Source organism: Sneathiella glossodoripedis JCM 23214, from assembly GCF_000616095.1.
Taxonomy (GTDB): domain Bacteria; phylum Pseudomonadota; class Alphaproteobacteria; order Sneathiellales; family Sneathiellaceae; genus Sneathiella; species Sneathiella glossodoripedis.
In genome coordinates this window covers 103013-129697 of record NZ_BAMS01000007.1, presented here as the reverse complement: position 1 = coordinate 129697, position 26685 = coordinate 103013, and the positions used below count along the sequence as shown (strand labels likewise).

Below are 26685 nucleotides of genomic sequence, written 5' to 3'. Positions count from 1 at the left end.
TTTTTTAATATTAATAACTAAAAATAATATCAAAAAATAAATTTAATTATTTAGAATTATATACGCTCATTACATTAATTTGTTATATGTAGATAATTAGTATTAAGTGAAATTTTGAATTATACCCGAGTTGGAAAAACGTTCCATTCTTCTTCCAGTTATTCTAATATAGAAAAATCAAGAATAATGGCATTTGGGGGAAATAATGCTTCAGAACACCTATCGGTTAGCAGCGTTCACATTCATTACGGCAGCTTGTCTGATTTTGGCGCCCATACATCAAGCATCCGCGGTCAGCTCCTACGAGCTTGAAAAAATTGAAACCGCTCTTGGAAATGAAAAACTGACCCCAAAACCAGATGTTTTTGATGGTAAAAATTTTGGACCAACAATCAATCGTGCGGCCGCGCAGCAGCATCTGAACACCTATATCCGATCCCTGAACTCAGCGATTGCGACTTTTAACAGCCTGAGTAACGATGCCAAAGGCTCAGCCCAAGGGCAAGAGCTTCTCAAAATCCTTCAGGATGGACAACTGACCAGCAAAAAAATGCGAAGCGCCCTTTCCCGCACTCCGGAACAGATAACCCCTTCTGCAAGCGATACCCAAACGGCGACCACTGGTGGATCGACCTCTTCGGGTATGAGTGATTATGAAAAGGAACAGCTTGCAAAAGATGCGGCCAGCAAAGCAGCAAAAGAAAAGGCTCGTGAAAAGCTCGCCGCCCAACGAGCGGAGCAGGCAGCGCGGCAACAAAAACAGCGCGAAGAAAAAGCCGCCAAAGCCGAACATGCCAAAATTTGCAATGAGTTTAAATCAGCAGCAATGACGCCGAAAAACCGCAATGCCATGCTGAACATGATGTTACAGGTGGAACAGGGTAATATTGCCCTCACCTCTCCCGAACAGATAGAAGAAACCCGCCTCGTAGCGGAAAATGTCCAGTCCGTCTGCGCGGGGACAGATATGCAGGCCCTCACCGCTCGTAAATGCTATTATACCGGATCCACATTTGAACAGGATCCCGTTAAATGGTGCGAGGCTGCTGAGCAGGGCCAAACTCTCGTCAAGGCTATGGCAATGAACGGGGCGAAAAGAATGGTAGGCTCTCTGGGATCATCCCTCATTCAATCCCCCAAGGAATTTCGTGATCGCAATGGCTTCCTTACCTTCGAAGGGCCCGTCACCTATCAGGGGAGTTTGACTTTCTCCGCTGATAAATTGTCCAATCAACGTGAAACAGTTGAAAAGCTTCTGGTAGCATCTGGAGAGCCGGATCCGGAAAAAGTCTGGGATGAGCAGAAAGTTCGGCTGGAAACCCTGAAAGCCGCAGTGGATGAAACAGCAGAAGACTGGAAATTGCCTCCCAATGTGGACAGTGATTATAGCAGCGATCTGGCGGCGAAACTGATTGAACGCATGCATGACGATGATGACGTGGAAATCATTGATGCGTGGCTCAGCCGAGGAAGCTGGAAAATTCATCGAAATGCACTTGGTGTTATCCTGCGCAGATCCCGCCCGGGTTATGTTTTATTTAAACTGGATGACGACCCCTACTGCCAGCTAAAAAGTTACACGCAAACCGAACAGTATGTGGGCGGCGGCAACTATCAGAAAACCGATACCATCCGCTTTGGTTATGTTCGCTTTCAATCCTGCGACACCTGACCAATAGCACCCTCCTAAACACAGCAAAAGCCGATCCGGACGGTTAAGTCCCGATCGGCTTTTGAGTTTTGGATAATGAAACACTTATTCCTGCGCGGCTTTATAGATGCTTTGCCGGGGTTTGGCGACCACGCGTCTTAGCATCGGCTCGAAGAAAGAAAGGGGCTCGGACTCATAATCGGGATCGAAAGCGTTCTGATCATATTTTTCACAGAATTCGGCGCAGGCGTCAAAATACGGGCTATCCCGAAACTGTTCGCGCAGATTGCGATCCAGACCAATATGATGGAAAAAATAATAGCCTTGGAAAATCCCGTGATGTTTTACGATCCAATGCAGTTCCTCATCCAGAAATGGCTGCAGGATGCTTGCGGCAATGTCGGCATGATTAAAGGTTCCAAGCGTGTCCCCAATATCATGCAAAAGAGCCATGATCACATAGTCTTCGCTTTTTCCGTCCCGATGCGCGCGAGTTGCGGATTGCAATGAATGTTGCAGTCGATCAATTGGAAATCCACCAAAATCACCATCGAGCAGTTTCAGGTGATCCAGCAACCGATCTGCCAGTCCCTTTGAAAAAGACCTGAAATGATCTGTAATAATCTCATAATCGGCTGCATCGGCATTTGTCATCGCTGTAAAGGATGCCCGCGCTTCCTGCACGTCACTCATAGCTCACTCCCTTTTCGGTTTTTATTTTGCTTAAGCCCGAGTGTGCCAATGGCCACAAACTTTGTCCAGAGATAAGAAAGCAATCAACCCTGATGATCCGGATCGCGCTTACCTGTCAATGCCAAGCTGCTTTTTAAGATGAGCCTCGTAATTGTCGTTGGCGGCCTGCTCGTTCATGGCAAATAGCTTGCCCGCCTCGCGAAGTGTGAAGTAACCAATGGGTGAGTAAGCCAGATTTCTGGGATTTATACCCAGTTCCTCGAAATTGATTTTATCCAGATGCTCGGCACGGATTTTACCCGTAATATCCATCGCTACAAATCGGGGCGCTCCCTTGTGGGCATCAAGCAATTCGATCATATACCCCTCCAAGACATTGATGCGAGCCTGCAATTCACGGGCATTCACATATCTTTCGTGAGCGCTTTGTCCGCGCATGGGAACAATTCCCCCCGGATCAAGGATCACCAGCCGCCAGACATCTTTTCCTTCAACCATGCGCTCAAAAGTGTAATTGTCGGTTTTGTTATCAAGCCAGGCATACCCCTTGCGGTTCAGCTCCCGCGTGCCCTGATCAAGGGCCAGCCGCTGCCCTTCTGTCAGCTTTCCATTTTGCTCTGGGCGTGCCATCAGGTCCGCGGCTGTTCCATCCTTCATATATTCAACAATTTCAATGGTCCGCACGCCATTTGCTTTAAAGAAATCTGTTTCGACCATTTCAAGCGTGATGGTTTTTTCCACCTTTACCCCGCGCACAAACTGCGTATCTACCTTGTCCCGCAATACGGTGCGCCCAAACTCATCCGACTGATGCGCCTGACGGGCACCACTGCGGACCAACCGATAGACCCAGTTCAAATTCATCACATGACGGTAAAGGTAACTGGTTGCCCCTTTATTGACATATTCCCCCAAAAGGTAGGAGCCTTTCACACCCTCAGTTGAGCTAAAGGAAATCTCTCTTTGGGCTCTAAGCGATGAGGCGTCTCCTTTACCTGCAGCAGCACTTTTCGCGGCGGAAACAGGCGGTGCTGATTTTTCGCCTCCGGTCTCTGGCGCAACTGCTTCACTTGCCGCTTTAACATCAACAGGTGCTTTTTCACCGGCAAAGGGTTGGTTATCATTTGCAGGCTCGGGCAGCTCCAGCTTCATTTTTTCGGCAACCGTCCTCTCAACCCCTTCAAGCTTATAGGTTTGATAAAGTTCTGAAGTCAGTTTGTTTGCGGCTTTTTGAATAGCTTGCAGATACGCATTGGCGGCCTGATCATGAATTGCCTGTACTTCCTCAGCACTGAGGCGGGATCCTTTTTGTTTTTCGGCCTGTTTGATGGCTTCCTCTGCCAGAATATCACGGACCTTGTCCAGATTTGCCCGGTTATCATTTAACTGAACCGTCATTTCGACCACCGGTTTCAGGCTTTGCAGTTTCAAACCGGCAATCTGCGCAGCATCCAGCGCCCGAACAAAATATTTAGCACCTTTGGAGGCAAGCTTGGCCGGATCGCCTTCATGTAAAATTTCTTTGAGCATATTGGCTACCTGCTCAAAATAGGATTGACGTCCCTGCTCTGCCGTCAATGGCTTTTTCAACTGCGGCCCCTGATCAGAGAGCAGACTTTCAATGGTAATTTTCCGGCCCGCTGCCTGAATGGACATCACCACATGCTCAATCGCACCTTGAGTGTGATAGGCTTCCTGTGCAAAATACAACGCACGGGACTGCGCATTGCGAAGCTTCAAACGGATGGCGTCTTTGGTCGCTCCTTCGGCGCTCTCAAAATGCTCCCGAAGTTCGATAATATCTTTGAGCGCTTCTTCATACAGGCGGTTTTCTGCCGTAATCTGTGCATCTTCAGGCTTGATCTTTGACTGCGGATCTTCCAGTAACTCTCTCTTTCGAGTTTCAATTCGTGCTTTAAAGACTTCATTAGCCGCCTCAACCCATCGCAACATGATTTCAACGGCAGGCCGATCAGCCTGCGGGGTATTTTCCAGTATGAGTTTTCGGTGGGCCTGCCAGACCTGATCCGCCATATATTTGCGCCCGGCGAGATGGGAGAAAGCATCCTGATAGGTGACATCTCCGCGTCCGGCTTTGATCAGGCTTTGAATAGTTTCGGTATAGGCGTTGGTATCAAGCACAGTTCCTGTTTCACGGCCCCCGATTTTAGAAGCCTGCCCCCAACCGGCGGCGAAGCGCGCGTTAAACAGGATCACCGCCAGTTGCGCTTTTGGTCCAACAAAACTGATATCATAATCACTGGTCAGATTTTCCGATCCAAAGGCCTCAACCTCGACCCCTAATTCACGGACAATTTCTGCCGCCAGACTATCGACTATTCGTCTGCGCAAATTCACCAGCAACCGCATTTCACCCGCGGAAAGCTCCCCACTCTGATAGGCTTTTCGGGCCTTATCCCAGTTCCCTTTAAATCGCTCCATCAGCAATTGTGTTGGCGCATCAATATTATCGATGATGTCGCGCGTATTCATGGCCTGGGTTTTCACCTCAAGCCGTTTCAAGCCATCTTTTGAGACAACCCGCAATGCCTGCCCATCATATAATCGACCCGTCAGTTCATTGGACAAAGTCTGAATATCTTTTAAAAACTGGTTTGCAGCCGCATCCTCGATGGCTGTTTTCTCAGCTTTGGTCAATTCAACGCCCTTGACCTCCTGGGCGGTCTTTATTTTTTCGGCAGCCAAAATTTCCCGCACCTTGGCAAGATCTGCCCGATTGGCATCCAGCGCCACGACCTGTTCAATCAGGCTTTTATATTCCGCCAGTTTCAGACCCGCGATTTGCGCAGCATCCAACGCACGGATAAAATATTTCGCCCCTTTTGAGGCCAGCTTCGCGCCATCGCCCTTATGTGAAATTTCTTTCATCATATTGGCAATCTGTTCGAAATAGGATTGGCGCGCCTGATCCGCCGTCAGATTTACCTTCAATTCCGGTGGGGTATCTGACGTAAGACTTTCAACTGTAATTTTCCGTTTTGCGGCTTGCAAGGACATCACAACATGCTCAATCGCGCCCTGCGTATGATAGGCTTCCTGTGCAAAATAAAGCGCTTTCGATTGGGCATTTCTCAGTTGCTGACGAAGAGCATCTTTTGCAACACCACTTGCACTTTCAAATTGTTCACGCAATTGAATGATTTCTCGAAGCGCTTCTTCGTACAAGCGGTTCTCTGCTGTGATCCGAAGATCACTTTCACGAACAGGGTTATTCTTATCCGCGCTCAACTCTGCCATTTTGAGCTCAATACGGGTTTTAAACTCCCTATGAGAGGCTTCTGCAAAATCGAGAATTTTTTGCACATCCGGACGTTTCGATGCCGGCGTATTTTCCAGAACCCACTGGCGATGTTCTGCCCAGTTTTTATCACTCAGATATTTACGGCTTGCCATGTGGGCAAATCCATCCTGAAAGACCACATCACCGCGCCCTCCTTCAAACAGGCTCTGTATCGTTTCAGTATAGGCATTCGTATCAAGAACAACGCCCGTCTCACGTCCTCCAAGGCCAGAGGCTTTTCCCCACCTGTTTGCAAATCGGGCATTGAACACGATCACCGCCAGTTGCGCTTTTGGACCCACAAAGCTGATGTCATAATCGCTGGTCAGATTTTCCGATCCGAAGGCTTGGACTTCAACACCCATTTCACGGACGATCTCTGCCGCCAGACTATCCACAATCTCACGGCGTAACCTGATCAGTGACTGCATGTCTGCAGCAGACAGCTCGCCAGCCTGATACGCTTTACGCGCTTTGTCCCAGTTGCCCCCGTATTTTTCAAGCAGCAGCTTCGTCGGTTTGTCGACCTCACGTAACCAGGTGTCATATTCAAACTCACGAATAAGAGAGTCGCGGATCTGACTAACCCGTGTGGTCGGCCCAGTACCCGGAACTGGCCCTTTGCCATATATTCGAGGATCTTGTTTATTCGCGCTTCCTGCAACTTGGTTGAGGCTGATTTCTCACCGCCTTCCAGAACCTTGTTCGTGCCTTTGAGCAATACAATAGTCAGCAGATTTCCAAGATAATCATCTTGAGTGATCTGGTTACTTTCCAGTAACCCGTTCAAGCCTGTTAGTAATCCAGCCTCTCCCATCAAGGCGACATATTCTACGGAACGGGCGTAAGAGCGCGCGGCATTTGCACTATCCGCAAACCCTTTGGCACGCTTGCCCAATTCCTGCGCGCCTTTTCCAAAGCCTTTAAGCGCTCCGATTATCATCAGGTTATGGGCATATTCTTTTACCAATGTTTCGCGCGACCAGAATTGATCCTGAAGTGCAATTGACGGGTCAATGCCAATTCGTGCGCCGCGGTTAAGCGCAGTAAAAGCACCAGCCTCCAGCGCAAGACCTGTTCCATAGGCAAGTGCCTTACCGCCAAAGGTTCTAATGCCACCTAATGCCAGCATTTCCATGGTGACTGCGCGGCCAAATTTACCGGCGATACCACCGGGAAGTGCCACCGTCGCGAACAGCTCAGCCGCCTGATGCGCGTTTAAAAACAGATCTACTGTTGCTAAACGCCCTTTTTTTGTAAGATCCACAAATTCCGAACCTACCTTTGTAGGATCAAGCTTGATTTGAGACGGGATTGTATATTTTCCATCTGTTAAAAATCCATGTCGGATCAAAATGCGCTGATCCGCCTCACTCAATTGTCCCGGAAGATTATGGCCTGCGCGAATTAGCGCTAACTGTACTTTCTGGCTTTCAGCTGTAATCTGTTCCAACGCTTCTTGCGTCGCATCCATACCTACCCACAGGTTATAGGCTCGCGCGGGTCCCGCTTTGGTCCAATCTTCGTGCAAATAATTGACAAATGCATTTATTTCACCCGCAAGCGAAGCTTCGCGTAATGGCACCAGTGCGCGGAACATCCTCTGGGCATCCTTATCTAGGAGTGCTGCCTGATATTCATTTAGCAACTGGTTTCGATCATTCAGGGCAACGCTTCTTTCAAGCTCTTTTGCGGCGCCTGTCATTAGCCGGCCGGTTTGTGCGATCTTTTCAAACATCTCAAGAAGTGGATTGGAACTTCCAACCAGATCCCGCAGATATTTGGCTTCGGCCTTGACAAAAAATTCATACAGCTTTGCTTTTTCAGGAATGGATCTTGTCGGATCTTCATTGATCAATTCCGCCCGGCGATCATCCTTGTAGGCCAGCTCTGCATCATCCAGTGCTTTCTCCAACCAGAAATTTTTATATTTGCTGGGGTTTGCTTCATATTCGTAGTCGCGGGGATCATTCTTTTGGTTGGCAAGTGTTTTTTCGCGCAGGCCACGACCTGCTGTCATGCTGTAATTTTTACGGGTATTCCAAATTTCAGTAGCAGAGCGGCCTTGTGCATAAACTCCCGCCAGATCTTTCTGAACTGCTTTCATCGCTGCCTCACGATGGGTGGAGGCTTTAAACGATCCATACCAAAGCTCTGTCCGGGTGTCCGGCCCTACATACTGGCCCGCATTCTCGAAATAATAATCATCCATACCATCCCGCTGGGCACGGAGCTGGTTCAGTTCCGCGATTGCACCGGCAAGACGCGCCTTGTCATAGTCCTTGTCCCGCAGCAACAAACCACGATCAGCAAATTCACTTCTGATCTGCGTCTCAAAAGCAGTTACCACTCGCGTGGCCGCCGACCTCAGTTCATTCATTTTGCGAAGTCTGTCTTTATCCTCAACAAGCATCAACCCCAGACGCAGTTTCAGTGCCGACAGTGCCCGCATCTCGTACCGATATTCTCCCGCGCGTTTATTTGGTTTTTTCATCGTTGCTGCGGTACGTGCCGCTTTTCCTGCGGTTTGAATACGCTCATGCAGATATTTATCAAGCGTGGCTTCAACCACACCGGTATGATCTTTCAGGAATTTTTGAAAATATGCTTTCTGTTCGGGGGTTACATCAACATTATTCATCCGCAACCGAATAGCATCCAGCATACGCGTGGCCTGCTGCAGTCCCCTTTGAATATCTTTGGGGCCCGCATCCTCAAGTAGTTTTTTCATCTGTGCTTTGAGCGCCGGGCCCGCAATATCATAGCGCCCAGTGCTCATCGACCCGCGAACAATTTCCTGCAATCCTTCCACCGTGACGGCTGGATCAGCAAGCGCCTTTTGCCATTTGAGTGCCTGTGTGATGCGTCCGGCTAATTCCTCTGCGACCTTTCCAAGCGCTTTTCGGTAATTTTCATCCATCCCCTCTGCCGCTTGAAGCTTTTTGCCAAAGCCTTGCACCAGTTTTAAAAGCGCCTCTTCATCCGCTCCTTGCCCCAATTTGCTTGCCCGCAAGGAAATATCTGCAAAATCAATCTGCAATGCAAAACCAGCCTGCTGTTCTTTGGGGATATCTTTCAAGGCTCGCAAATGTCCAAGCAACATCCCGGCGATCCTGTGCTCTCCCCTTTCCGTCAAGTCATTGAGCGCAATTAATCCCGCGGACAGTTTGGCTTCCTCAGGCAAAGAGGACAGCAATTTTGCCAGACTTTCTGGTGTTAGTTTTTTACCCGTCGCCAATAATTCCAGTTTGAACTTCGCCCCAATCAAAGCCTCATCATTTTTTTGTTTTGCGAGTGCCGTATCGATGGCTTGCAGCGCATCTTCATACTGACCATCTCTTGCCAGTCGTTCCGCATTACCCTGCAACAAAGTGGCAATCAGCTTTGGATTGGTGGAAGTTTCAAGCACGGTTGCAATGGCACCATCTCGCTGCTCAAGCAACTTGGACAATTCTCCCAAGCTGTCTCGCTGCTCTTTGCCCAGCATTGGATACACCCGCTCGAGATTGTTGAGCGTATCAATTAACGCAATTGCACGACCCAGCCGGATAGATGGATCGTTACCCACAACCCCTTTAATAAGATCAAGTGACGCTTTAAAATCTCCCAGACGCATAGCCTGTTGGGATTGGGCAAGCCGCGCATTCGCCGCACGCAACTGATCTGCACGGCTTCCCTTGGACGCCATATGTGTGTAAATGCGGGCTTCCTCTGCGTGCAGCCTTTTTAAAATATCTGCAATCTGTTTGGCGCTTTGTTGCAAATCTGTTGAGACGGGTAAGTTTTTTTGCAAGGAACTCAGTGCTTGTTTCAATTGAAGTAGCGCACCGTGACGATCCGCCGAAGACAATGTCGCTTCTTTATTTTCGACCCGTTCAACATGCCTGTTTATCTGATCAAGCAACGGTTTCAGATCTTTTTGTGTGATCCCGGGAAGGACCGCTACATCAACCAATGCCGCCAAAGCAGCCAATATCTCCGCAGGCTTATTCTCCAGCCCCTTGAGTTTTGCCTCTAGCTGTTTTGAAACTTTATCCCGCAACTCATTTGCTGACTGCGATAACAGGTCCCGCTCATCCTCTCCCAGCGCATGGGACTTGTCCAACAGAACAGTTTTCAGAAATTGAACCCGCGCCAGATCAGCGACCAGATTTTGTTCCGCAGTCTTTCGGACAGACGTTTCCGCTGCGGCGCGCTTTATCAATTCGTCGATAAAAAGAGCCCCACTCGGTTCAAGTCCCCGATCCTCCATGAAGTCAGCCGTTTCATCGATGATTTCATCCGCTGTGCTGGCTCCCAGTTCCTTGATCAGTCCCAGCAGGATGCCCGGTAACACATTCTGGGCAAGTGCATCTGTTTTCTCAAAAGCAGGCAGCAATCCTGTGTTAATCCAATCAACCAGTGAACGCGTCCTTTCAATTTCCACCTGCTGGGGGGAAGGCGTCAATTGAACCGGACCTTTACTTTCATTTCCCAGACTAGCTGTATAGGCCCGAACACCAGCGGGCCCCCTTGGTGTTTGCTTGATCTGCCCGAGATACGTTTCGCGGGCAATCTGAAGGGCCACTCTCTGGTTCGTAAACACCTGCGCAACGACGGCCTGCCCCCCATCGCGAAACGCTTTTTCGGTGAGACGGGCAGCCTCGATATTGTTGTTTAGAACTTTGACAATCTCTTTAATCTTGTCCTGTTCAATTATTGGATCCTTTCCTGATGTCGATGATGCCGAACTCAGCGTGCTCTTTTCTATCCCGGCATTCTTCGTATCCCGCTGCAATGACGCCAATTTCTTGGAAAGTTCAACGCGGCCGGTGAATAAGGCAGTTCGATGCGCATCCAGTGCAGGCAATAATCCGGGAATATTTGCCCCTTCCACCGAAGCCATGAGTGTTTCCACACCAGATATGGTATCATCCAATTCTGCGATCGCTTTCTTAATCTGCACACTCGCAACAATTGGCGTCTCATCGCTCACCGGTTTTTGATCCAGACGTGCAATTTCCTGCTCCACGGCTTTCTTCGCAGTCTGCAGCGCCAAACGCTGATGACTGAAAATCACCTGTTCAACAGATCCTTCTGTTGTATTCTCAAGCAATCGATCATACTGGCTGATATTTGCCTGCAGTGCTTCCGACGCTGCGGACAACTCAGATCGCTTGCCAGCTTTACCCGAAAGAATTGGGGGCACTGGCGCAGCCGCTACAACAATTCCGGAATTTTGTGCAGCTAAAGCAGCTCCACCTGCAATAGCGCTGCCTGCGCTGGATGCAAGCCGAATAGCAGCTTTATCCACCTGCCCCGCCATCTGCTCTGCTCGATCTCCTGAATTCGCTTCAGCACAACTCACCTTCGGCGCGGCGCTACCCGTACATTGTCCTCCCCCGCCGCTGGCTGGTGAACGATATTGCTCCGCCTGTTTTGCCTGTTCGGTGTTACTGGTATTTTTTGCGATCGCATTCGCAGCGGGACTGGCGACACCTGCTGCGGACGCCATCTGAGTTCCTGTTTTCTTTTCGGGATTTGCCAGTGCTGCCTTGCTGCCTTTTACATAAGCCGCACCCATAGCAGACGTCACCGAATTGATCTGACACTGGCCTGACGCATTAATATCACTTTTGAAACCCTGACTGGCCAATCCAGTCCTCAACTGATCGCGATATTTCCCGGCGGTCTCAATACGGCCATCCACTTCTTTTAGCCTCGCATCAATGGCCTTTTGGCTCATTCCGGCCTGCTGGGCCAAAGATTTCTCCCCCTCTTTTCCCGGCACCAGATTTGACCGCACTTCACTCAGTCGCCCGATTTCGCCGTTCAATTGCCCAAGGTCATTTAACTGTTTATCGATCTGCCCGACGACGCGATTTACCTTTCTGGGGTCAACCCGGCCGTCTGCCCCGAAAACATCTGGCAAGCCACGATTATAGTCGCTAACGATCTGCTGGCCTTTTGCACCGAGAGCCCGGTACCCTGCCAGTTCAGCTTTTTCTTCCGCAGCATCAATTTTTTCGCCAAATTTTTCATCGATTTTGCGGTTGTGAATGTTGAATTCCCGCTCATGACGCTGTTGCGCTTTTTCAAGACTTTCCAGCTTTTCCTTGGCCGATTGACGATCCTGCCAGCTACTTCGAGGATCATCTTCCAGTTTCGCCAGTTCTTTTTTGGCTGCGCTGATATCTTTTGACTTGTCCGGATATTGAACCGGCAGGCTATCTCTGTATTTATTGCGCTCCTCCGTTAATTTCTCGAGTTCTGAACGGGCTTTGTTATCCGCTTCTACCGCCTGTTCAATTGCTTTGACGTCCGGTTGCCCTTTAAAGTTCTGAACTCGATTTTCAGCCGCTTGCAGATTTTCGATACCCTGCTCTAGCGCAGCGAGTTTTCGATCCCTTGCGTCTGTATCAAGCATTCCACTGAAAGAGCTTAAGCTTTCCTGCATGTTGGGGATGCCTTCTTTCACCATTTTCTCTCGCAAGTCTCTGGCTTTGTATGCTGGCCCATTTTTCTTATCCTCCAGATGGGCTCCCAGTTTTTTCGAATTCCGTTTCAGTTGCTCAAGTTCGCGCGCCTCTCCTGAATTCAGGCCACGCCCCACTTTGTTCTGATAATCAACCTCATTGGTAAGGCTTGCATGATCCCTGATAAATTTATCGGCATCTTCGATAAAACCGCGCGCCTTCATGATTTTCTCGAAATTCGCAGAATCGCTCCCCGCGTGTTTATCAACATATTCCTGCGCGGCTTTCCGTTGCCGTTTTATATCGTCAATCTGACGATCCATTTGTTTGAGCTTCTCTTTATCAGCCTGCGCATCAGCACTCGCACCTTTCGCTTTTCGCTCCAGCTCCTTGATCCGCTTGTCCATTTCCATCTGTTGTTCGCGCAACGCCTGATCCTGTTTCTGAAGCATACGCTCCTTCCACTGGTCTTTTGTTTGCCCATATCCTCTGTCCAAAGCAGCTTCAAACTGATCAGCCTCTTTCTGGTATTCGCGCTCAGCCTTTTCAAACTGACGGACTTTCTTTTGAAATTCCTGTTCGCCCTTTTGGACTTCATTCAGTGATTTCCTGGCATCCGCCTGAGCTTGGCGATGCTGCCGACAGTTGGCACTTCTACAGTTGGGATCTGCCGGCGGTCCTTTACGAGCTTCATATTCTTTGCGCCGGGCCTCATCAAATTTGTCCTGCGCTTTCTCTTTTTTATCTTCAAGAGCGTCCCGCTCCTCGATCAGTTCCTGACGATCTTCTGCCAGCTCCTTATATTTGTCGTTCAGCTTTTTCTTCGCTTCCTTCACCTTTTTCCGGTTTTTGATCTTTTCATCAGCCTCTTTATCTTCGGCCAGTTTTTTCTTTTCTTTTTCAAGACGTTCGCGCGCTTTTCTAAGTGCTTCTTTCAACTCTTTTTTCTCTTTATCCAACTGCTCTTGAAGTTCTTTGGAAATCTCCGGCCCGGCGCACACTGGCTCATCCTTTTTGCCCGCATCGGGTGGTGTTGCTGCCAGCATCACACCTTCGCGAATAAACTGACCAATGGATGCAGACAGGGCATTCAACTCACCAAAATTGATGACCTGCCGAGGCCTATCACTTGCCGCGCTCAAATCTTCCTGCATACCGGCATTCATATGCATATCAGTATTTCCAAGCAAAGCTTTCGCCCGCTCTTTAGATCCCAGCCGCGCAGTCCCGGCTTTCTCCATTTTCGCCTTGCGAAGAGCTTCTTCTTCAGCCTTTTTGGCAGCTTTGTTATAATTTTTCGAAGCAGTGTCAGCGGGATAGTCCTGAGTTTCCGCCTTGGACGCGGCACTTGCAGCCGGCGCTTCCGAGCCCTCAGTCGATACTGTCTCCGCTTCAGCATTTTCCGATGCAGTAGCCGTATTACTTTCTGGCGACTTTTCTTCTGTCTTTATAGTCGCGCTTTCATTTTCAACGGTAAGGTCTGTATCCAGCTTCTCAACCGTGCCAGATGCCTTGCCCGTCTCCGTCAATATTTCGGGTGCTGCGGCATTCTTGGTATCTGCTTTCACAGTATCCGTACTGCCCCCAGCCACATTTGAAGGGTCGCCTGCCTCCTTGCTAATGGTTGTTGTTGTTTTATTTGTGGTGAATTCGGTTGTGTTCTCTCCTTTGGTGACAGTCGTTTCTGTGACGGTCGTTTTTGTTGTATTTGCAGAAGGATTTGTTGTTTGTGTTGTCGTCGTTGTGGTCGAATTCGTGCCCGCGTTGGTGGTGGTGGATGTCGTACCCCCCGCCCCCAATGGCAAGACTTGCGTGGGCGGCGCGATCACCGGGCCCGTTCCTGCAGAAGGCTGCTCACTTTTTTGCCCCTGCAGGGTAATGGTTTCATTTAATTCAGGGTTGGTATCACTGTGGATAACGATCTCACCTTGCAGAACCGCATCGGGATGAGGCTTGGGTGGGATCAGGTTATCGGGAATGACATAAGTCCCGCTTGTCCCCTTGCTGCTGTAATAATCAACCGTTGTACCACCGCTTCCACTGGTGCCTGACCCGGCAGGCGGTGGGTTCAATATAAAGTTTGGCGGATTTGTTGTCGTAATTGTGGTGCTGCCACTGGTTCCGGATTGCGGAAGGTTGCTGTAAGGACTTTTATAACCCTGAACCTGCTGTGCCTGCCCGGCCTGAGTTGCTTGCTTGGCTTGTCCTGCTTGCGTCGCATACCCCCCACCAGTGCCCCCCGTCTCCCCGCCCGTAATTGTAGAGGGGATGAATTTTGATAATAACTGGGGGTTTGCTGGGCGGCTGCGGATGGTATCTGCGCAATTGCCAACCCAATTGAAAGCCCAATAGAATAACTTATGCGGCGAAATTTCCCCCTGACAGGAGATGACATATACGCAAGCATACCATGCCTCCTTCCCCCCTATTGTTTTGCAGTCACGACAAGATCGCCCCTTTGGGGTGCATCGGTCGCCAGCGGAGCAAATTTACCGAGGGAGATCTTGGGCAACACTTCAGTCACCGTAACCAATCCCAGCTCTTTCTTGCGCAACAACAAAAGCTCGCCGGTTGCCGGGTCTGTCAATTTCTTGACAATGCGTTCAACCACAAATTTATCATTGGTCTTAAGGCCGGTCTCAGCACCTGCATTGATATAAACTTCCCCACCATCAAAATCGACCACATGACCGGTCCATGGCAAACTGTTGGTTTTGGCTGCAATTTGCTGAACCGCGCTCGTAATGCATTTTCGAACGGCTTCACCCAATGGGGTTTTCAGGAACTGATTGGTGCCAAGACTAACGCCCTCATACCCAACGTTGACATCCCATGCGGAATTGTCGATCTGCTCCGACACGGTATAAACTTCTTCCACCTGAGAGGTTGTAGCGTTCACCAGCCGGATATCCATTGCGACCTTACCGCTGGCAGTTTGGCGCGAAAGGCCAACACCCAGCATCTTACCAAGGCTTCCTCCGGAAAGACCCAGGCTCATTCCACCCCCTGAGTCAGCTGTTCCAAATTCTGTGACAGATCCATAGATCAGAAAATTCGTTCCTGTGACCTGCCCAAGCTCCGGACCTGTTGTGGCGCTGACAACTCCTTGGCCCTTCATCTGTTGTTCTGCCAACACCTGACCCATATTGGCTCGCTCAAGCACAATAAACCGGTTACTTTCAACCAAAGCGGTCGTCATCATGGATGAAATGCCGCCCCCCACGTCCCAATCACCATATTGCTGCTCAAAAGAACCAATTGCATCAAATTTGCCAACGGACACGACCCGCTTTGGCCCCTGAATTTCCTGAACCTCCCCTATAAGGATAGGAACCTTTTCCTCCTCAGCCTGTATGTTCGTAACACCAACAACCAAAAGCGCAATCCCACCAATAGCGGCTTTAAGAGCTGAAAATCCTGTAAATGCGTGTTCTCTGGTCATAGCAGGGCCTGTTCGTCGAAATTTAATCAAGGATCATTTACGGGTGTCCATATCCCCGTTTTTTTATCAATCTGATAGCGCTCCACCAAAGAGCCATCCAATGTAATGATATCAGCAGTTATCTGTGGGCCATTATCCGCAACATCCCCCAGCTTTAAGCGTTTGTTTCCGTTCTTCAAAAGCTGGTATTCGGCGATCAGGCTGACAGATTTAATGGTCGGCCCTTCGGGACCGTAGGAGGCACGCGTCAGGTTCGCACCTTCCGGCCGTCCAAGCCCTGTCGCAAGCGGTACCGATGGCGGCGGGCTTACCGTTGGTGTCGCGTCTCTCTTTGCCAATATGGCGATAATCTTGGAAAGTTCTGATATCTGCGCTGCAAGGGAAATATAGTCAACATGTCGATCCCGGGCATCGCGAAACACATAAGGATAGCCCAACTGACTTTCTGCACGTGCGCGCGCCGCTTCACGGTTGGCATCCGCCTGTTCAAATTTGGTTTCATCCCCATAGGAAATTTGCAGAAAAAACGGCATAAGCAAAGGTGCAATAAACAAGGGCTTTCCTGTTCGGATAGCCTTGTAGCCTTGCCTTAAAAAGGTTTTCAGCCAATTTGCAGGAATGACATGCTGCATCCTGCGCTCCCAATTTATTAAGATTAACTTAATATAATGAAAAATTGAACAAATAACAAGTAAACTGCCAGATTAGTTTAATTGCGCATCCCCAATCAGCCGTTTAGTCATCAAATCAATAAAACTTCGTACTTTAGCGGACGCCTGAATTCCCTCCCGGTGCAGAAGATGAATTGGCAAGGGCGGTAATTCATAAGGGATAAGAATAGCAGCCAAGGTCCCCGCGGAAATTTCATCGATTACTTGATAGGAGAGCGCTCTTGTAATTCCAAAACCCGAAACAGCAGCGTCAATAGCCGCCTGATTGGTATTCACCACCAGTTTTGGTGAAATACTCACCCCTTGCCTCTTTCCCTGATCTAGAAAATTCCAGTCATGGGTCAGGCTACTGCCAACTGAACTGATCAGACAATGCTGTTGCAGCTCATGCGGTGACTTCGGCACCCCATTTTTCCCAAGATATTCTGGTGACGCCACTAATACCTGCCGAACGGAACCTACCTTTTTGGCATGCAGTGTTGAATCCGGCAGATTTCCAATTCGAACACCGATATCAAATCCCTCATCCATTAAATTAACAACACGATCCAGAAGCGCGGCTGTAACGCGCATATTCGGATATTCTTCAAGATACTGAACTATTCCCGGCATTATGTATTTCTGCCCAAACAGAACTGGCGCCGTCACCATCAATTGACCCGAAGGATCCGAATGAACCCCGACAACAGCCTCATCTGCCTGTTCTACCTCTAACAGAATACGGCGGCAGTCTTCCAGATATCGCCCGCCAGCATCTGTTGTTCGTACATGCCGGGTTGTCCTCAGAAACAGCTTCACGCCAAGCCTGCCCTCAAGTGCCGCTATGGCTCGGCTCACTGCAGGGGCAGACATTTTCAGTAAACGGGCTGCCGCCACAAAACTGTTCTGTTCCGCAACACACACAAAAACCTTCATTTGATGAAGCTGATCCAAAACTCACCTATTATTGCAATAACTGAAATAATTAATTTCATTATGTAGATATTAAAAAACAAAGTTACAACAATAATATCTCTAGCAGGTGATTGAACCACACCAGATACATTAAACCTGAAAGAGAGACAAAAATGAGCAGATTAAACATTGTCACAAGTGACACCGCGACAGAAGAACAACAGGCCCTCTTTGATGCAATCCAGTCCCAATTGGGTATGGTGCCAAATTTCCTGAAAGTCTTCGCCAATTCACCCGCAGCATTGCGGGCTTTTCTTGGCTTGCATTCCATCGCTGGTGAAGGCGAGTTGGATGATCAAACGAAAGAACGAATTGCACTTGGCCTTGCCGAACAGAATGAATGCGCCTATTGCGTTTCAGCCCATACAGCAATTGGCCGCAAGGCGGGTCTAAACAGCGCTGAAATGGAACTCAACCGTGCTGGCACCAGCCAGGATGCAAAAGCTGCAGCAGCAGTGAAATTTGCACGCTCACTGGCCGATAATTTGGGTGAAGTGACAACTGCGGAATTATTGGAAATTCGCGATGCCGGCTACTCCGAAGCGGAAATTGTCGAAATAATTACGCATACGGGCCTAAACATTTTAACAAATATTCTGGGCAAAGCGAGCCGCGTGGACATCGATTTTCCGAAAGTAGAATTACAAAAAGCATCCTGATATCTGCCACCCTTCGCCGTCAGGGCTATCCCCTGACGGCAGTTCGAACATAAGGATTCACTGATGGCACACAAATACGCCGAAATAACCTTCACGCCGACAGTCAAGAAAATTCAAAGCGAGAAAAACAGCCGTAATTCATACGCCAAAATGGAAGACGGTCCTGATTTCAATCATCTGATCGGAGAGAGAGAACAGGCATTCATTGCAGAGCGAGACAGTTTCTACATGGCAAGCGTCAGTGAAACAAACTGGCCATATGTCCAGCATCGCGGTGGCCCCAAAGGGTTCCTGAAGACTCTTGGGCCACAAACGCTCGGTTTTGCAGATTACCGCGGCAACAAGCAATATATCAGCACTGGTAATTTTCGGCGAATGATCGCGTTTCATTATTTCTGATGGATTACGTAAATCGCGCAAGGCTTAAAATTCTGGGCCATATGGAGGAAATACCTGCAAGTGACGTCGAAACGCTGTCAAAACTCGAAGACAACACCTACCGCGCAACCATTGAACGCGGCTTTCTCATCCATGTCAGCGCATTCGACTGGAATTGCCCTCAACATATCACACCCCGCTATACGGAAGAGGATATTGAAAAAGCGATTTCACATATCACGGCTGAAAACGAGCAGCTGAAAAAGCAATTAGCAGACTTGAACAGTGAGGCGTAATTGAGCTTAATTTGGGCTTAAATAACCCGGGAAAGCTGAAATACTTTTTGCGGCTCATCCTCGTCTGTCGTTTCCAGATCGGCATTGACAAGATGTTCAATTTCTTCAATGGGAACTGGTTTTCCAAAGAAATAGCCCTGCGCTTCCAGACATCCATTTTGACGCAGGAAGGCCAGATCATCTTCATCTTCAACGCCCTCGGCGAGAGTTTTCATTTTCAAGCCTTCCGCCAAAACGATCGTTGCCCGGGCGATAGCGGATGATTGATCACTGTTCGACACACCACTGATAAAGGACCGATCGATCTTGATCTTGTCAAACGGGAAAGTCTGCAACATGGAAAGGGACGAATATCCGGTACCAAAATCGTCCATCGCAATGGAAATTCCAAGCTGCTTAAGCTGACGAACAATATTCAGGGTATGATGATGATCATCAATAATACTTGTTTCGGTGATTTCCAACTCAAGCCTTTTTGCTGACAATCCGGTCCGACCCAGAATGTCCAAAATGATCATCGGCAAATCACCTGTCGCCAGTTGAGCTGTTGCAACATTCACTGCAATTTTATAAGGATTTTTCCACTTGGAAGCTTCGACACAGGCAGTCCTGAGCACCCATTCCCCAATTGGAACAATTAGCCCGGTTTCTTCAGCGATAGGTATAAATTCATCGGGCGGTACCAAGCCACGTTCAGGATGGAACCAGCGCAAAAGAACCTCAAACCCGATCAGGTTACCCGATGCAACATCAATTTGTGGCTGATAAAACAGCTTTAACTCATCACGCTCGATGGCGCTTTTTAGTTCAATTGAAAGCGCGCTTCTTGAGCGATGGCATTCATCAATACTGGGATCATAAAAAACAACCCGCTGTGTTTTTGATTGCTCTGCACGTGTGAGGGCAAGCTCAGAATGTCCCAACAATTCACGTGGCTGGTTGTCTCCGCCGGGTGTAGCGCGATCCCGCAACGAAAGCCGAGTGTGAGCATCCGTTCATGATCCTGATAAGGAATATTAAACTCAGCTTCCACACGATTAACAAGGTTGTAGACCTGCTTGTGATTACGCACCATTGTCATGACGATAACCAGTGTATCACCACGCCACGGGCCAGATATTCACCTTTTGCAGTCACTTCAGCGATACGGCCTGCCAGAGTCTTGAACACACTGTCACTCACAGCCTGACCGTGAACATTGCGGATTTCCCGCATTCCTTCAATTTCCAGCTGGACTACGGCTACCTTCAACGCGTTATCTTCCGCCTCGGTGATCCAGTTACCGTATTTCTGAATTAATGTTTCAAAATGAGGAAGCCCGGTCAGCGCATCATGCTGTGACAAATGGTGGAAATACTCTTCGGTTTCAGCCTTGTTCTTGTTATCCAGAATATTGATGGAAAAGCTTGAGCCCAGAACAAGTGCCATAACCCCAACAACACCGATAACCAAAAAGGTATCCGACAATGTTGAAGGCGGAACATAAATCATCGGGTTGGGTTCAATGGTTAAGGCACCCATTGCCGTGAAATGCATGGAAGCAATCGCCAGAATAAGCGCCACGGGACCAAAGTACCGGCAAAAACGGGTTGCGGGCCGCGCAACTCGGTTAAATGCGGTTGCTCCAAAGAACATGGCTAATATGACTGACCAGACAACCAGATCTGTATCCCAGCTCATATGACCAGCCACAAGATAGGCCTGCATGCCCAGATAATGCATACAAACGATGCCTAGCCCGACAATGGCACCACCAAGTTCAATTAAAAATGATTTTCGGGTACTGCAGGCAATTGCAAAACCCAGCATCACAACCACTACGGCCAAAAACAGGGAAGCCGCTGTCATGATCGGCTCGTACCCATTATCAACAGGCGGGTTATAGCCAATCATTGCAACGAAATGAGTAGTCCAGATGGTACAGCCACCCGCGACACCTGAAATAAAGACCCAGTGCAGACGTTTTGAGCCTGTATTATTCCGCGTACGTCCAAACAGGCGCATTGTAATTGTCGATCCGACAGCACAAATCACTACCGCTAATGCTAGCAGAAAATAGTCATGCTCGAACGCTATACATGATAATATTTCAATCATAAGATACTCATACTCATGCTATTGGCACAGTCTCGCAGTTTTAGAATTTACGACTTGTGCTTCGCCTCAACCTGACTTCACACTTTACACATTACCCATTAAAATATTTCCTAAACGAAAATCCCAAAGAGTTCGTAAATAAATAGATTCAATTTTATGTAAGTTGCAAATTTAGTTTTAAATCAAACAATATATTCAAAGAGCGCGCACCATATCTAAAACGAAAAACAATGCAACATCAAAGAATATCGCCAATTATGGTGTCTCATTATGTAATCTGTTTATGTGCGCGAAAACCAAGTCACGGGTACCTGAATGAAAAAGCGAAATATCATTGGTGGAATTGCACTGGCAATGTTAATTGGATGCACTTCAATTGCTGACAAGAACATCTTCGATCCGAACTCTCCCCTTGCCCATCACACTGCTACTGGTTTTCGGAACCTGTATATTGATGATAGCCAAAAAGCTGGCTTTTTTAGTTTCATCTTCAATGTACGATTTAAAGAAGACTGGCCTGATGAAGAAAAACTGCGTTTAAATCCACCGACACCAACCGTACCAGTGAACCTGCCGAAAATTGAGCGGCCCCCATCACATAAAATTCAGACAACCTGGTTGGGTCATTCCACTGTGTTAATTCAGCATCAGGGAATTAATATTCTAACAGACCCCATGTTTTCTGACAGAGCCTCTCCAGTTAGTTTTGCAGGCCCTAGAAGATATACAGATCCCGCTCTTCACATTGAAGATCTTCCAAAAATTGACGCTGTTGTAATAAGCCATGATCATTATGATCATATGGATGAAGCCACGATCAACGCGCTTGGAAATTCTGTTCACTGGTATGTCCCCCTTGGGAATAAAGCCTTGCTTGGCGACAATGGTATAACCAATGTGACTGAGCTGGACTGGTGGCAATCGGCCCAAATGGATGACGTGAAGTTTACCCTTACCCCCACCCAGCATTGGTCTGGACGTGGACTTTTTGATCGCTATCAGACTTTATGGGGAGCATGGGCAATTGAATTTACGGCAACAGATCAGCGGATCTGGTTCGGTGGCGATACGGGCTACAATGAAATTCAGTTCCGGGAAATTGGCGATAGACTGGGCCCCTTTGACCTGTCTTTCATCCCGGTTGGCGCCTACGAACCCAGATGGTTTATGAAAAACTATCACGTCAATCCCGAAGAAGCCGTGAAAATTCATCAGGATGTCAAATCTGAAAAATCGATTGGAATTCACTGGGGAACTTTTGTTCTGACGAGCGAGCCGGTAACTCTGCCGCCGATTGAGCTTAAAAAAGCGGCCAAAGAAAATGGGTTATCGGCAGCTGACTTCATTACTCTTCCTATTGGGGGGACCTTCGTGAAATCATCCGATAAGCAGTATCCTGATCACTCTTTGCAATAAGCCTCCAACCTTATGAAGGCCTGTGAAAGATGAACTCTTTGCAAGCTGGCAATCGCGTCGATATCCCCCGTTTTCATCAGCTCGCAGGTATCATAAATTTCTTTGGTAAACTGAGCCGCCTCTTTAATGATTTCCTCCTCAGTTGTGAGCGCGGGCCACATGCGAGCCGTTCTGTAAAACAGTAGCTCCAGTATTTCTTTCAAAGCTGAATTATCGATCAGCTGCATTAATGCCAGGAAGAACTTGATGTTAACCTTGGCAAAAGCTTGCTTTGGATTGTCTGAATCATAAATATCCGAGCATTCATCGACTAACTGATCAACAGTTGAAATCAACTCTTCCGTTGGGGGAATGGGCGACAGCATGGCGATGAGAGGAGCCAACTCGCGGCGCAATGCGTAAACTTCCCGCAGCTTTTCCATGTCGATTACGGTCACAAAGGTCCCGACCCCATGCCGACTTTCCACCAACCCTTCCGACTCCAACCTGTTCAGTGCAGCCCTGAGCGGTGTACGGCTAACTCCAAATTCTTCGGCTAATAATGCTTCCGACAGCCTTTCGCCCGGAAGATAATCCAGCAAGGCAATTCTTTCTCTCAAGGCGGAGTATATGGCGTGAAACCTGTCCTGCGAGCGACTGCGTTCGCTGTCATCAACCGGTGTTTGTTTTTTGCTTGTTTTCATAGTGGATGCCTTGTTTATAGCTGTCCTGTTCTTAACACGGGCCTCCGTCTTTACAAAATCGGTCTGCTCCCCCTCCATAAAAAACCGGCGAACTGTTGCAACCGTGCTCCGTATATCACCGCGAAATGATAGAAAACCAAAGAGATACACAACACCGCTATTTTTTAATTGATATTTTAATATTTTTATCTGAAATTCGCATAATTAATGAAAGGTTGTACACAACGAAAAAAGAGTGTTGTGTACAACATAATTGGGTCCGCCTAAAATGCTGTCGTCTTGCAGGCCAGCGTTTTTTTAGCTTTCTGAAGGATTACCAAACATGAGCAAACGCATACGCTTTACAGCAGAAGAATTCCTCCAGCGCAGAGAGAAAACGCTGAATTCAATGGCTGAACATGGCATGGATGTATTGATTGTTTCGGACCCTTCCAACATGGGATGGCTCACCGGATATGATGGCTGGTCCTTTTACGTGCACCAATGTGTCATTTTAACTGAAAATGGTGATTTATACTGGTTTGGCCGGGGAATTGACGCCGCGGGCGCCCGCCTGACCACAAGCTTGACTGCAGAAAATATCATCGCCTATCCAGATTTTTACGTGCAAAACCCCAAAGCTCATCCAATGGATTATCTATCCGGAGTACTGATAGAAAAAGGGTTTGGCGCGGCACGTATTGGCATTGAAATCGACAACTATTATTTCAGCGCTAAAGCTATGCAGTCGCTCACAAAACACTTGCCGAACGCCACTTTTGAAGAGGCGACGGGCCTTGTAAACTGGCAACGGGCCATAAAGTCAGAAACAGAAATCGAATATATGCGCCGCGCCGCGCGCGTGATCGAAAAAACCTATGAACGTATTCTGGATGTGGCAGAGCCGGGTATGCGCAAAAACGATCTGGTCGCAGAAATCTATCATGCTTCCATCAAAGGAACCGAGGAATTTTATGGGGATTACACGGCAATCGTGCCTCTGATCGGTAGTGGCCCTGAAGCAGCGGCCAGCCACATGACCTGGGATGACGGCCTTCTTGAAGCGGACAGCGGCATGTTCATGGAAATCGCGGGCGCCTATCACCGCTATCATTGCCCGGTATCGCGTACCCTCTATTTTGGGAAACCGACGGAGCAATACCGCCGTGTTGAAGGAACCATTCAGGATTGCATTGAAAAAACACTGGTCACCTTCAGGCCCGGAATGACCTGCGGTGAAGTAGCGACCACTTTTTTTGATACCCTCAAAAAGCACGGGTATGAAAAAGACAATCGGTGCGGCTATCCCATCGGCCTCAGCTATCCGCCGGACTGGGGGGAGAGAACAATGAGTTTGCGCGCAGAGGACGACACCCCCCTTCAGGAAGGCATGACCTTTCATTTCATGCCCGGCCTCTGGTTCGATGACTGGGGATTTGAAATGACCGAGAGCATTATCGTCACCGAAAATGGCGGTGAATGTCTTGCCAATGTTCCAAGGGAGCTTTTCGTCAAGTAAGTGAATGGTGCAGTGACGAATGCGGCGATATGTCGCCGCACCGTCTATTGCCGAGCAGTCCGCAGATTTCTATATCTGTTCACAGGTTTATCGGATGGATGGAAAGGTAATCTGATGGAATTTGCAGTCGCGCTGTTGCGCCATATCCCCGTTTTAGGTTGGCTCATTAAAGATGCTCAAACGGGTTCGGACATTAGCAAGATTCTATTTTTTGCAAATATTTTAATGGCTTGGATACTGGCGATTTACGCATTTGGCTATCCCGCCTTCATCCTCACCGCACTGGCATTGGTCCCCATTGTGTTCTTTGCCTTGATCAGCGTAACTGCGCAGGACGGATTTTAATAGACCCGTCACGAACCATAGGGAAGCTCCCCTGCGATAACCTTCTCGAACATCTGCATATCCACGTTGCAGCCGGAGACGACAAAGGCAACATTCTTGCCAAGTCTGGGCGATAGCTGCTCCGTAATCACAGGTACCGCAACAGCCGCGGCCCCTTCTGTCACAAGCCCCTCATTGTGGTACATATGCTGCATCCCGGAAGCAATCTGCTTTTCATCCAGCAGGATCACATCGTCAACCAATTCCTGCGCTAGCTGGAATGTCAATTCATTGTGAAGACCTATACCGCCACCTAGCGAGTCAGCCAAGGATGGCTGCTCTTCGACCTCAATCGGGCGACCTCTCTTTAAACTTTCGGCCATCGCAGCGCCGCGCTTCATACTGACCCCAATAACCTTGATATCAAAGGACACTGATTTAGCCGCCAACGCAATGCCTCCCACAAGACCGCCACCGGACAAGGGCACAATAATAGTATCTACTTCCGGCCAGTCTTCCACAATCTCGAGCCCAATTGTTCCCTGCCCCGCGATCACATCCTCATGGTCGAAAGGGGGTATTTCACTCATCCCTTTTTCCTGAACCAGCCTGTTCACTTCCCGTTGCGCATCGTCCTGACTGCGGCCTACAATAACAACATCTGCACCAATTTCCCGAATGGCATCTACTTTATTTTGCGGCACAAGTTCTGACATACAGATTGTTGCTTTTGCCCCCAGTTGCTGTGCGGCAAAGGCAATTGCGCGTCCATGGTTCCCGGTTGACGCGCACACCACTCCGGCCTGTCGCTCTGCATCTGACAGATTTGAGATCGCGTTCATTGCCCCGCGAATTTTAAATGAACCCGTCGGCTGTATGGTCTCCAGCTTCAGGCGTACCTCGCGATCAGCGCCTGACAGCGATCGTGACAGCGCCAAGGGAGTTTTAACTGCAACCTTTGAAACAGTTGGTCGAGCTTGCAGAATTTTCTGCAGTGATAACATTTACGGCCTTTCCTTTAGTTGTGTACAATTAGATGTGTACAACGAATTCGAAAAATCGGGATTGACCCGCTTTAAATTCCGGAATATTGGGTAATATGGCTATATTTGTATACATCACTGCATATTGGCAAAATCATGACCGAAACAAAACCCCCCAGTAAAATTAGATGTACGATTGATCTTTCCGCTTCGGGTGCACATCACGGTCATCTGATAATCCCTCACTCACGCGATGAGTCACCTTGGGGATCCCTCATGGTGCCAATTTCCAGCTTTAAGGCAGCAGATGGGCCAGTAGCACTTTTAACTGGCGGTAATCATGGGGACGAATATGAAGGCATCCTCTCCCTTGTGAAGCTGATACAGGAACTCGACCCGACTACAATTAATGGTCAGATCATTATCCTTCCCGCCCTAAACTATCCCGCGGTCAAGGCTGGCAAGCGGCTCTCCCCTTTGGATGGGGGTAATATGAACCGATCCTTCCCCGGTGATCCTAATGGATCCATCACCCAGATGATCGCCGACTTTGTGTACCGTTTTCTACTCCCCATGGCAAATATCGTCATCGATGTGCATTCTGGTGGCAGCTTAATGAGCTTCCTGCCCACAAGTGTGATCCACCAACTGGATGATCCAAAGCAGATGCAAAAAACAATCGCTGCTGCAAAAGCCTTTGCTGCCCCCAATTGCCTTGTTCTTGAAGAGCTCGATAGTGTGGGACTGCTTGATACCGCTGTAGAGGCGCTTGGAAAAATATTCATCTCCACCGAGTTGGGCGGCGGGGGCTTTTCAACCCCGGAAACACAGTTAATTGCAGATGAAGGAATTCGCAGCTGCCTCGCTCATATGGGAATTTTAAACGCCAGTTTTAAGAAAAAGTCGCAAACCCGTTTTTTAACAACACCATCGAACGCCTATGTGGTTGCAGAGCAGGATGGCCTGTTTGAGTTTGCATGCGAGCTTGGCGCCAAGTTGAAAAAAGGAGAGGAACTGGCCTTCATCTATGACATCGATGCGCCAACAGAAGCGCCAAAAGTCTACACAGCACCCTGCGATGGAATAGTGATCCACCGTCATCTGTCTGGTCTTATCAAACGCGGAGATTGTCTGGCCGTCATGGGAGCGGAGACAACTCTTTTTTCCTGAAACAGCGGAGAGAT

At 48.6% G+C, this 26685-nt stretch carries 18 protein-coding genes; 8 read left to right on the top strand and 10 right to left on the bottom strand.

All coding sequences use genetic code 11. The features are described 5' to 3' along the window. Positions 1–205 precede the first annotated feature (205 nt). A complete protein-coding gene (locus JCM23214_RS17865) occupies positions 206–1672 on the top strand; it encodes a hypothetical protein (RefSeq protein WP_025900132.1) in 1467 nt (488 codons plus the stop codon). An 84-nt stretch (positions 1673–1756) separates the two neighbouring features. Here the strand turns inward: JCM23214_RS17865 and JCM23214_RS17860 are convergent, their stop codons facing one another. From JCM23214_RS17860 to JCM23214_RS17830, 6 genes are all read right to left on the bottom strand, one after another. Beyond that, positions 1757–2344 (bottom strand): HD domain-containing protein, encoded by a 588-nt coding sequence (locus tag JCM23214_RS17860; protein ID WP_025900131.1) that lies wholly within the window; start codon positions 2342–2344, stop codon positions 1757–1759. A gap of 108 nt (positions 2345–2452) precedes the next feature. Further along, positions 2453–6076: a hypothetical protein gene (locus JCM23214_RS17855; protein WP_025900130.1), complete on the bottom strand. Its 3624-nt coding sequence runs from the start codon at positions 6074–6076 to the stop codon at positions 2453–2455. Beyond that, positions 6064–14172 (bottom strand): hypothetical protein, encoded by an 8109-nt coding sequence (locus JCM23214_RS17850; protein WP_025900129.1) that lies wholly within the window; start codon positions 14170–14172, stop codon positions 6064–6066. Before JCM23214_RS17850 ends, JCM23214_RS17855 begins: the two co-directional genes overlap by 13 nt. Before the next feature lie 353 nt (positions 14173–14525). Further along, positions 14526–15542 carry a CsgG/HfaB family protein gene (locus JCM23214_RS17840; RefSeq protein ID WP_025900127.1) on the bottom strand — a complete coding sequence of 339 codons (1017 nt, stop codon included), beginning with the start codon at positions 15540–15542 and terminating at the stop codon, positions 14526–14528. A gap of 26 nt (positions 15543–15568) precedes the next feature. Continuing rightward, the gene (locus tag JCM23214_RS17835) at positions 15569–16174 is read right to left on the bottom strand and encodes a hypothetical protein (RefSeq protein WP_025900126.1); all 606 of its coding nucleotides are present in this window, start codon (positions 16172–16174) and stop codon (positions 15569–15571) included. Positions 16175–16246: 72 nt separating this feature from the next. Next, positions 16247–17128, bottom strand: coding sequence for a LysR family transcriptional regulator (locus tag JCM23214_RS17830; protein WP_037493962.1), 882 nt, complete (start codon positions 17126–17128; stop codon positions 16247–16249). Between the two features lie 152 nt (positions 17129–17280). Between JCM23214_RS17830 and JCM23214_RS17825 the strand changes: the two genes are divergently transcribed. The 3 genes from JCM23214_RS17825 to JCM23214_RS25085 all read left to right on the top strand — a co-directional run bounded on the left by JCM23214_RS17825 (position 17281) and on the right by JCM23214_RS25085 (position 18500). Further along, a complete protein-coding gene (locus tag JCM23214_RS17825; protein ID WP_025900124.1) occupies positions 17281–17826 on the top strand; it encodes a carboxymuconolactone decarboxylase family protein in 546 nt (181 codons plus the stop codon). 63 nt (positions 17827–17889) lie between these two features. Next, entirely contained in the window at positions 17890–18225 is a 336-nt protein-coding gene (locus tag JCM23214_RS25090; protein WP_199899738.1) for a pyridoxamine 5'-phosphate oxidase family protein, read from the top strand. Next, the gene (locus JCM23214_RS25085) at positions 18225–18500 is read left to right on the top strand and encodes a hypothetical protein (protein ID WP_199899737.1); all 276 of its coding nucleotides are present in this window, start codon (positions 18225–18227) and stop codon (positions 18498–18500) included. The genes JCM23214_RS25090 and JCM23214_RS25085 overlap by 1 nt, the downstream gene beginning before the upstream one ends. Positions 18501–18517: 17 nt before the next feature. Here the strand turns inward: JCM23214_RS25085 and JCM23214_RS21730 are convergent, their stop codons facing one another. Both JCM23214_RS21730 and JCM23214_RS21725 read right to left on the bottom strand, forming a co-directional pair. Continuing rightward, positions 18518–19471, bottom strand: coding sequence for a putative bifunctional diguanylate cyclase/phosphodiesterase (locus tag JCM23214_RS21730; protein ID WP_051548245.1), 954 nt, complete (start codon positions 19469–19471; stop codon positions 18518–18520). 106 nt (positions 19472–19577) lie between these two features. Then, on the bottom strand, positions 19578–20597 hold the full coding sequence (locus JCM23214_RS21725) for a sensor domain-containing diguanylate cyclase (RefSeq protein WP_037493960.1): 1020 nt from the start codon (positions 20595–20597) through the stop codon (positions 19578–19580). A gap of 315 nt (positions 20598–20912) precedes the next feature. Between JCM23214_RS21725 and JCM23214_RS17810 the strand changes: the two genes are divergently transcribed. Continuing rightward, positions 20913–22013 carry an MBL fold metallo-hydrolase gene (locus JCM23214_RS17810; protein ID WP_025900123.1) on the top strand — a complete coding sequence of 367 codons (1101 nt, stop codon included), beginning with the start codon at positions 20913–20915 and terminating at the stop codon, positions 22011–22013. On the opposite strand, the gene JCM23214_RS17805 is transcribed toward JCM23214_RS17810, so the two are convergent. Further along, positions 21998–22696: a GntR family transcriptional regulator gene (locus JCM23214_RS17805; protein ID WP_051548248.1), complete on the bottom strand. Its 699-nt coding sequence runs from the start codon at positions 22694–22696 to the stop codon at positions 21998–22000. The two genes, JCM23214_RS17810 and JCM23214_RS17805, sit on opposite strands and share 16 nt — an antisense overlap. A 322-nt stretch (positions 22697–23018) precedes the next feature. Between JCM23214_RS17805 and JCM23214_RS17800 the strand changes: the two genes are divergently transcribed. After that, positions 23019–24194 (top strand): M24 family metallopeptidase, encoded by a 1176-nt coding sequence (locus JCM23214_RS17800; protein WP_025900121.1) that lies wholly within the window; start codon positions 23019–23021, stop codon positions 24192–24194. Next, positions 24195–24539, top strand: a complete 345-nt coding sequence (locus JCM23214_RS17795; protein WP_199899736.1) for a hypothetical protein — start codon at positions 24195–24197, stop codon at positions 24537–24539. Positions 24540–24547: 8 nt separating this feature from the next. Here JCM23214_RS17795 and eutB read toward each other — a convergent pair whose 3' ends face one another. After that, entirely contained in the window at positions 24548–25522 is a 975-nt protein-coding gene (gene eutB / locus JCM23214_RS21720) for a hydroxyectoine utilization dehydratase EutB (protein WP_037493957.1), read from the bottom strand. Between the two features lie 135 nt (positions 25523–25657). On the opposite strand from eutB, the gene JCM23214_RS17785 reads away from it, so the two are divergent. After that, on the top strand, positions 25658–26671 hold the full coding sequence (locus tag JCM23214_RS17785) for a succinylglutamate desuccinylase/aspartoacylase domain-containing protein (protein WP_025900119.1): 1014 nt from the start codon (positions 25658–25660) through the stop codon (positions 26669–26671). The last annotated feature ends 14 nt before the right edge of the window (positions 26672–26685 follow it).

Excerpts from the sequence above, each read along its gene's own strand:
- JCM23214_RS17840 (WP_025900127.1), bottom strand. The coding sequence starts at position 15,542 with ATGACCAGAGAACACGCATTTACAGGATTTTCAGCTCTTAAAGCCGCT.
- JCM23214_RS17830 (WP_037493962.1), bottom strand. The coding sequence starts at position 17,128 with ATGAAGGTTTTTGTGTGTGTTGCGGAACAGAACAGTTTTGTGGCGGCA.
- JCM23214_RS25090 (WP_199899738.1), top strand. The coding sequence starts at position 17,890 with ATGGCACACAAATACGCCGAAATAACCTTCACGCCGACAGTCAAGAAA.
- JCM23214_RS25085 (WP_199899737.1), top strand. The coding sequence starts at position 18,225 with ATGGATTACGTAAATCGCGCAAGGCTTAAAATTCTGGGCCATATGGAG.
- JCM23214_RS17800 (WP_025900121.1), top strand. The coding sequence starts at position 23,019 with ATGAGCAAACGCATACGCTTTACAGCAGAAGAATTCCTCCAGCGCAGA.
- JCM23214_RS17860 (WP_025900131.1), bottom strand. The coding sequence starts at position 2,344 with ATGAGTGACGTGCAGGAAGCGCGGGCATCCTTTACAGCGATGACAAAT.
- JCM23214_RS17810 (WP_025900123.1), top strand. The coding sequence starts at position 20,913 with ATGAAAAAGCGAAATATCATTGGTGGAATTGCACTGGCAATGTTAATT.
- JCM23214_RS17825 (WP_025900124.1), top strand. The coding sequence starts at position 17,281 with ATGAGCAGATTAAACATTGTCACAAGTGACACCGCGACAGAAGAACAA.
- JCM23214_RS17855 (WP_025900130.1), bottom strand. The coding sequence starts at position 6,076 with ATGCAGTCACTGATCAGGTTACGCCGTGAGATTGTGGATAGTCTGGCG.
- eutB (WP_037493957.1), bottom strand. The coding sequence starts at position 25,522 with ATGTTATCACTGCAGAAAATTCTGCAAGCTCGACCAACTGTTTCAAAG.
- JCM23214_RS17865 (WP_025900132.1), top strand. The coding sequence starts at position 206 with ATGCTTCAGAACACCTATCGGTTAGCAGCGTTCACATTCATTACGGCA.
- JCM23214_RS17835 (WP_025900126.1), bottom strand. The coding sequence starts at position 16,174 with ATGCAGCATGTCATTCCTGCAAATTGGCTGAAAACCTTTTTAAGGCAA.
- JCM23214_RS17785 (WP_025900119.1), top strand. The coding sequence starts at position 25,658 with ATGACCGAAACAAAACCCCCCAGTAAAATTAGATGTACGATTGATCTT.
- JCM23214_RS17805 (WP_051548248.1), bottom strand. The coding sequence starts at position 22,696 with ATGAAAACAAGCAAAAAACAAACACCGGTTGATGACAGCGAACGCAGT.
- JCM23214_RS21725 (WP_037493960.1), bottom strand. The coding sequence starts at position 20,597 with ATGATTGAAATATTATCATGTATAGCGTTCGAGCATGACTATTTTCTG.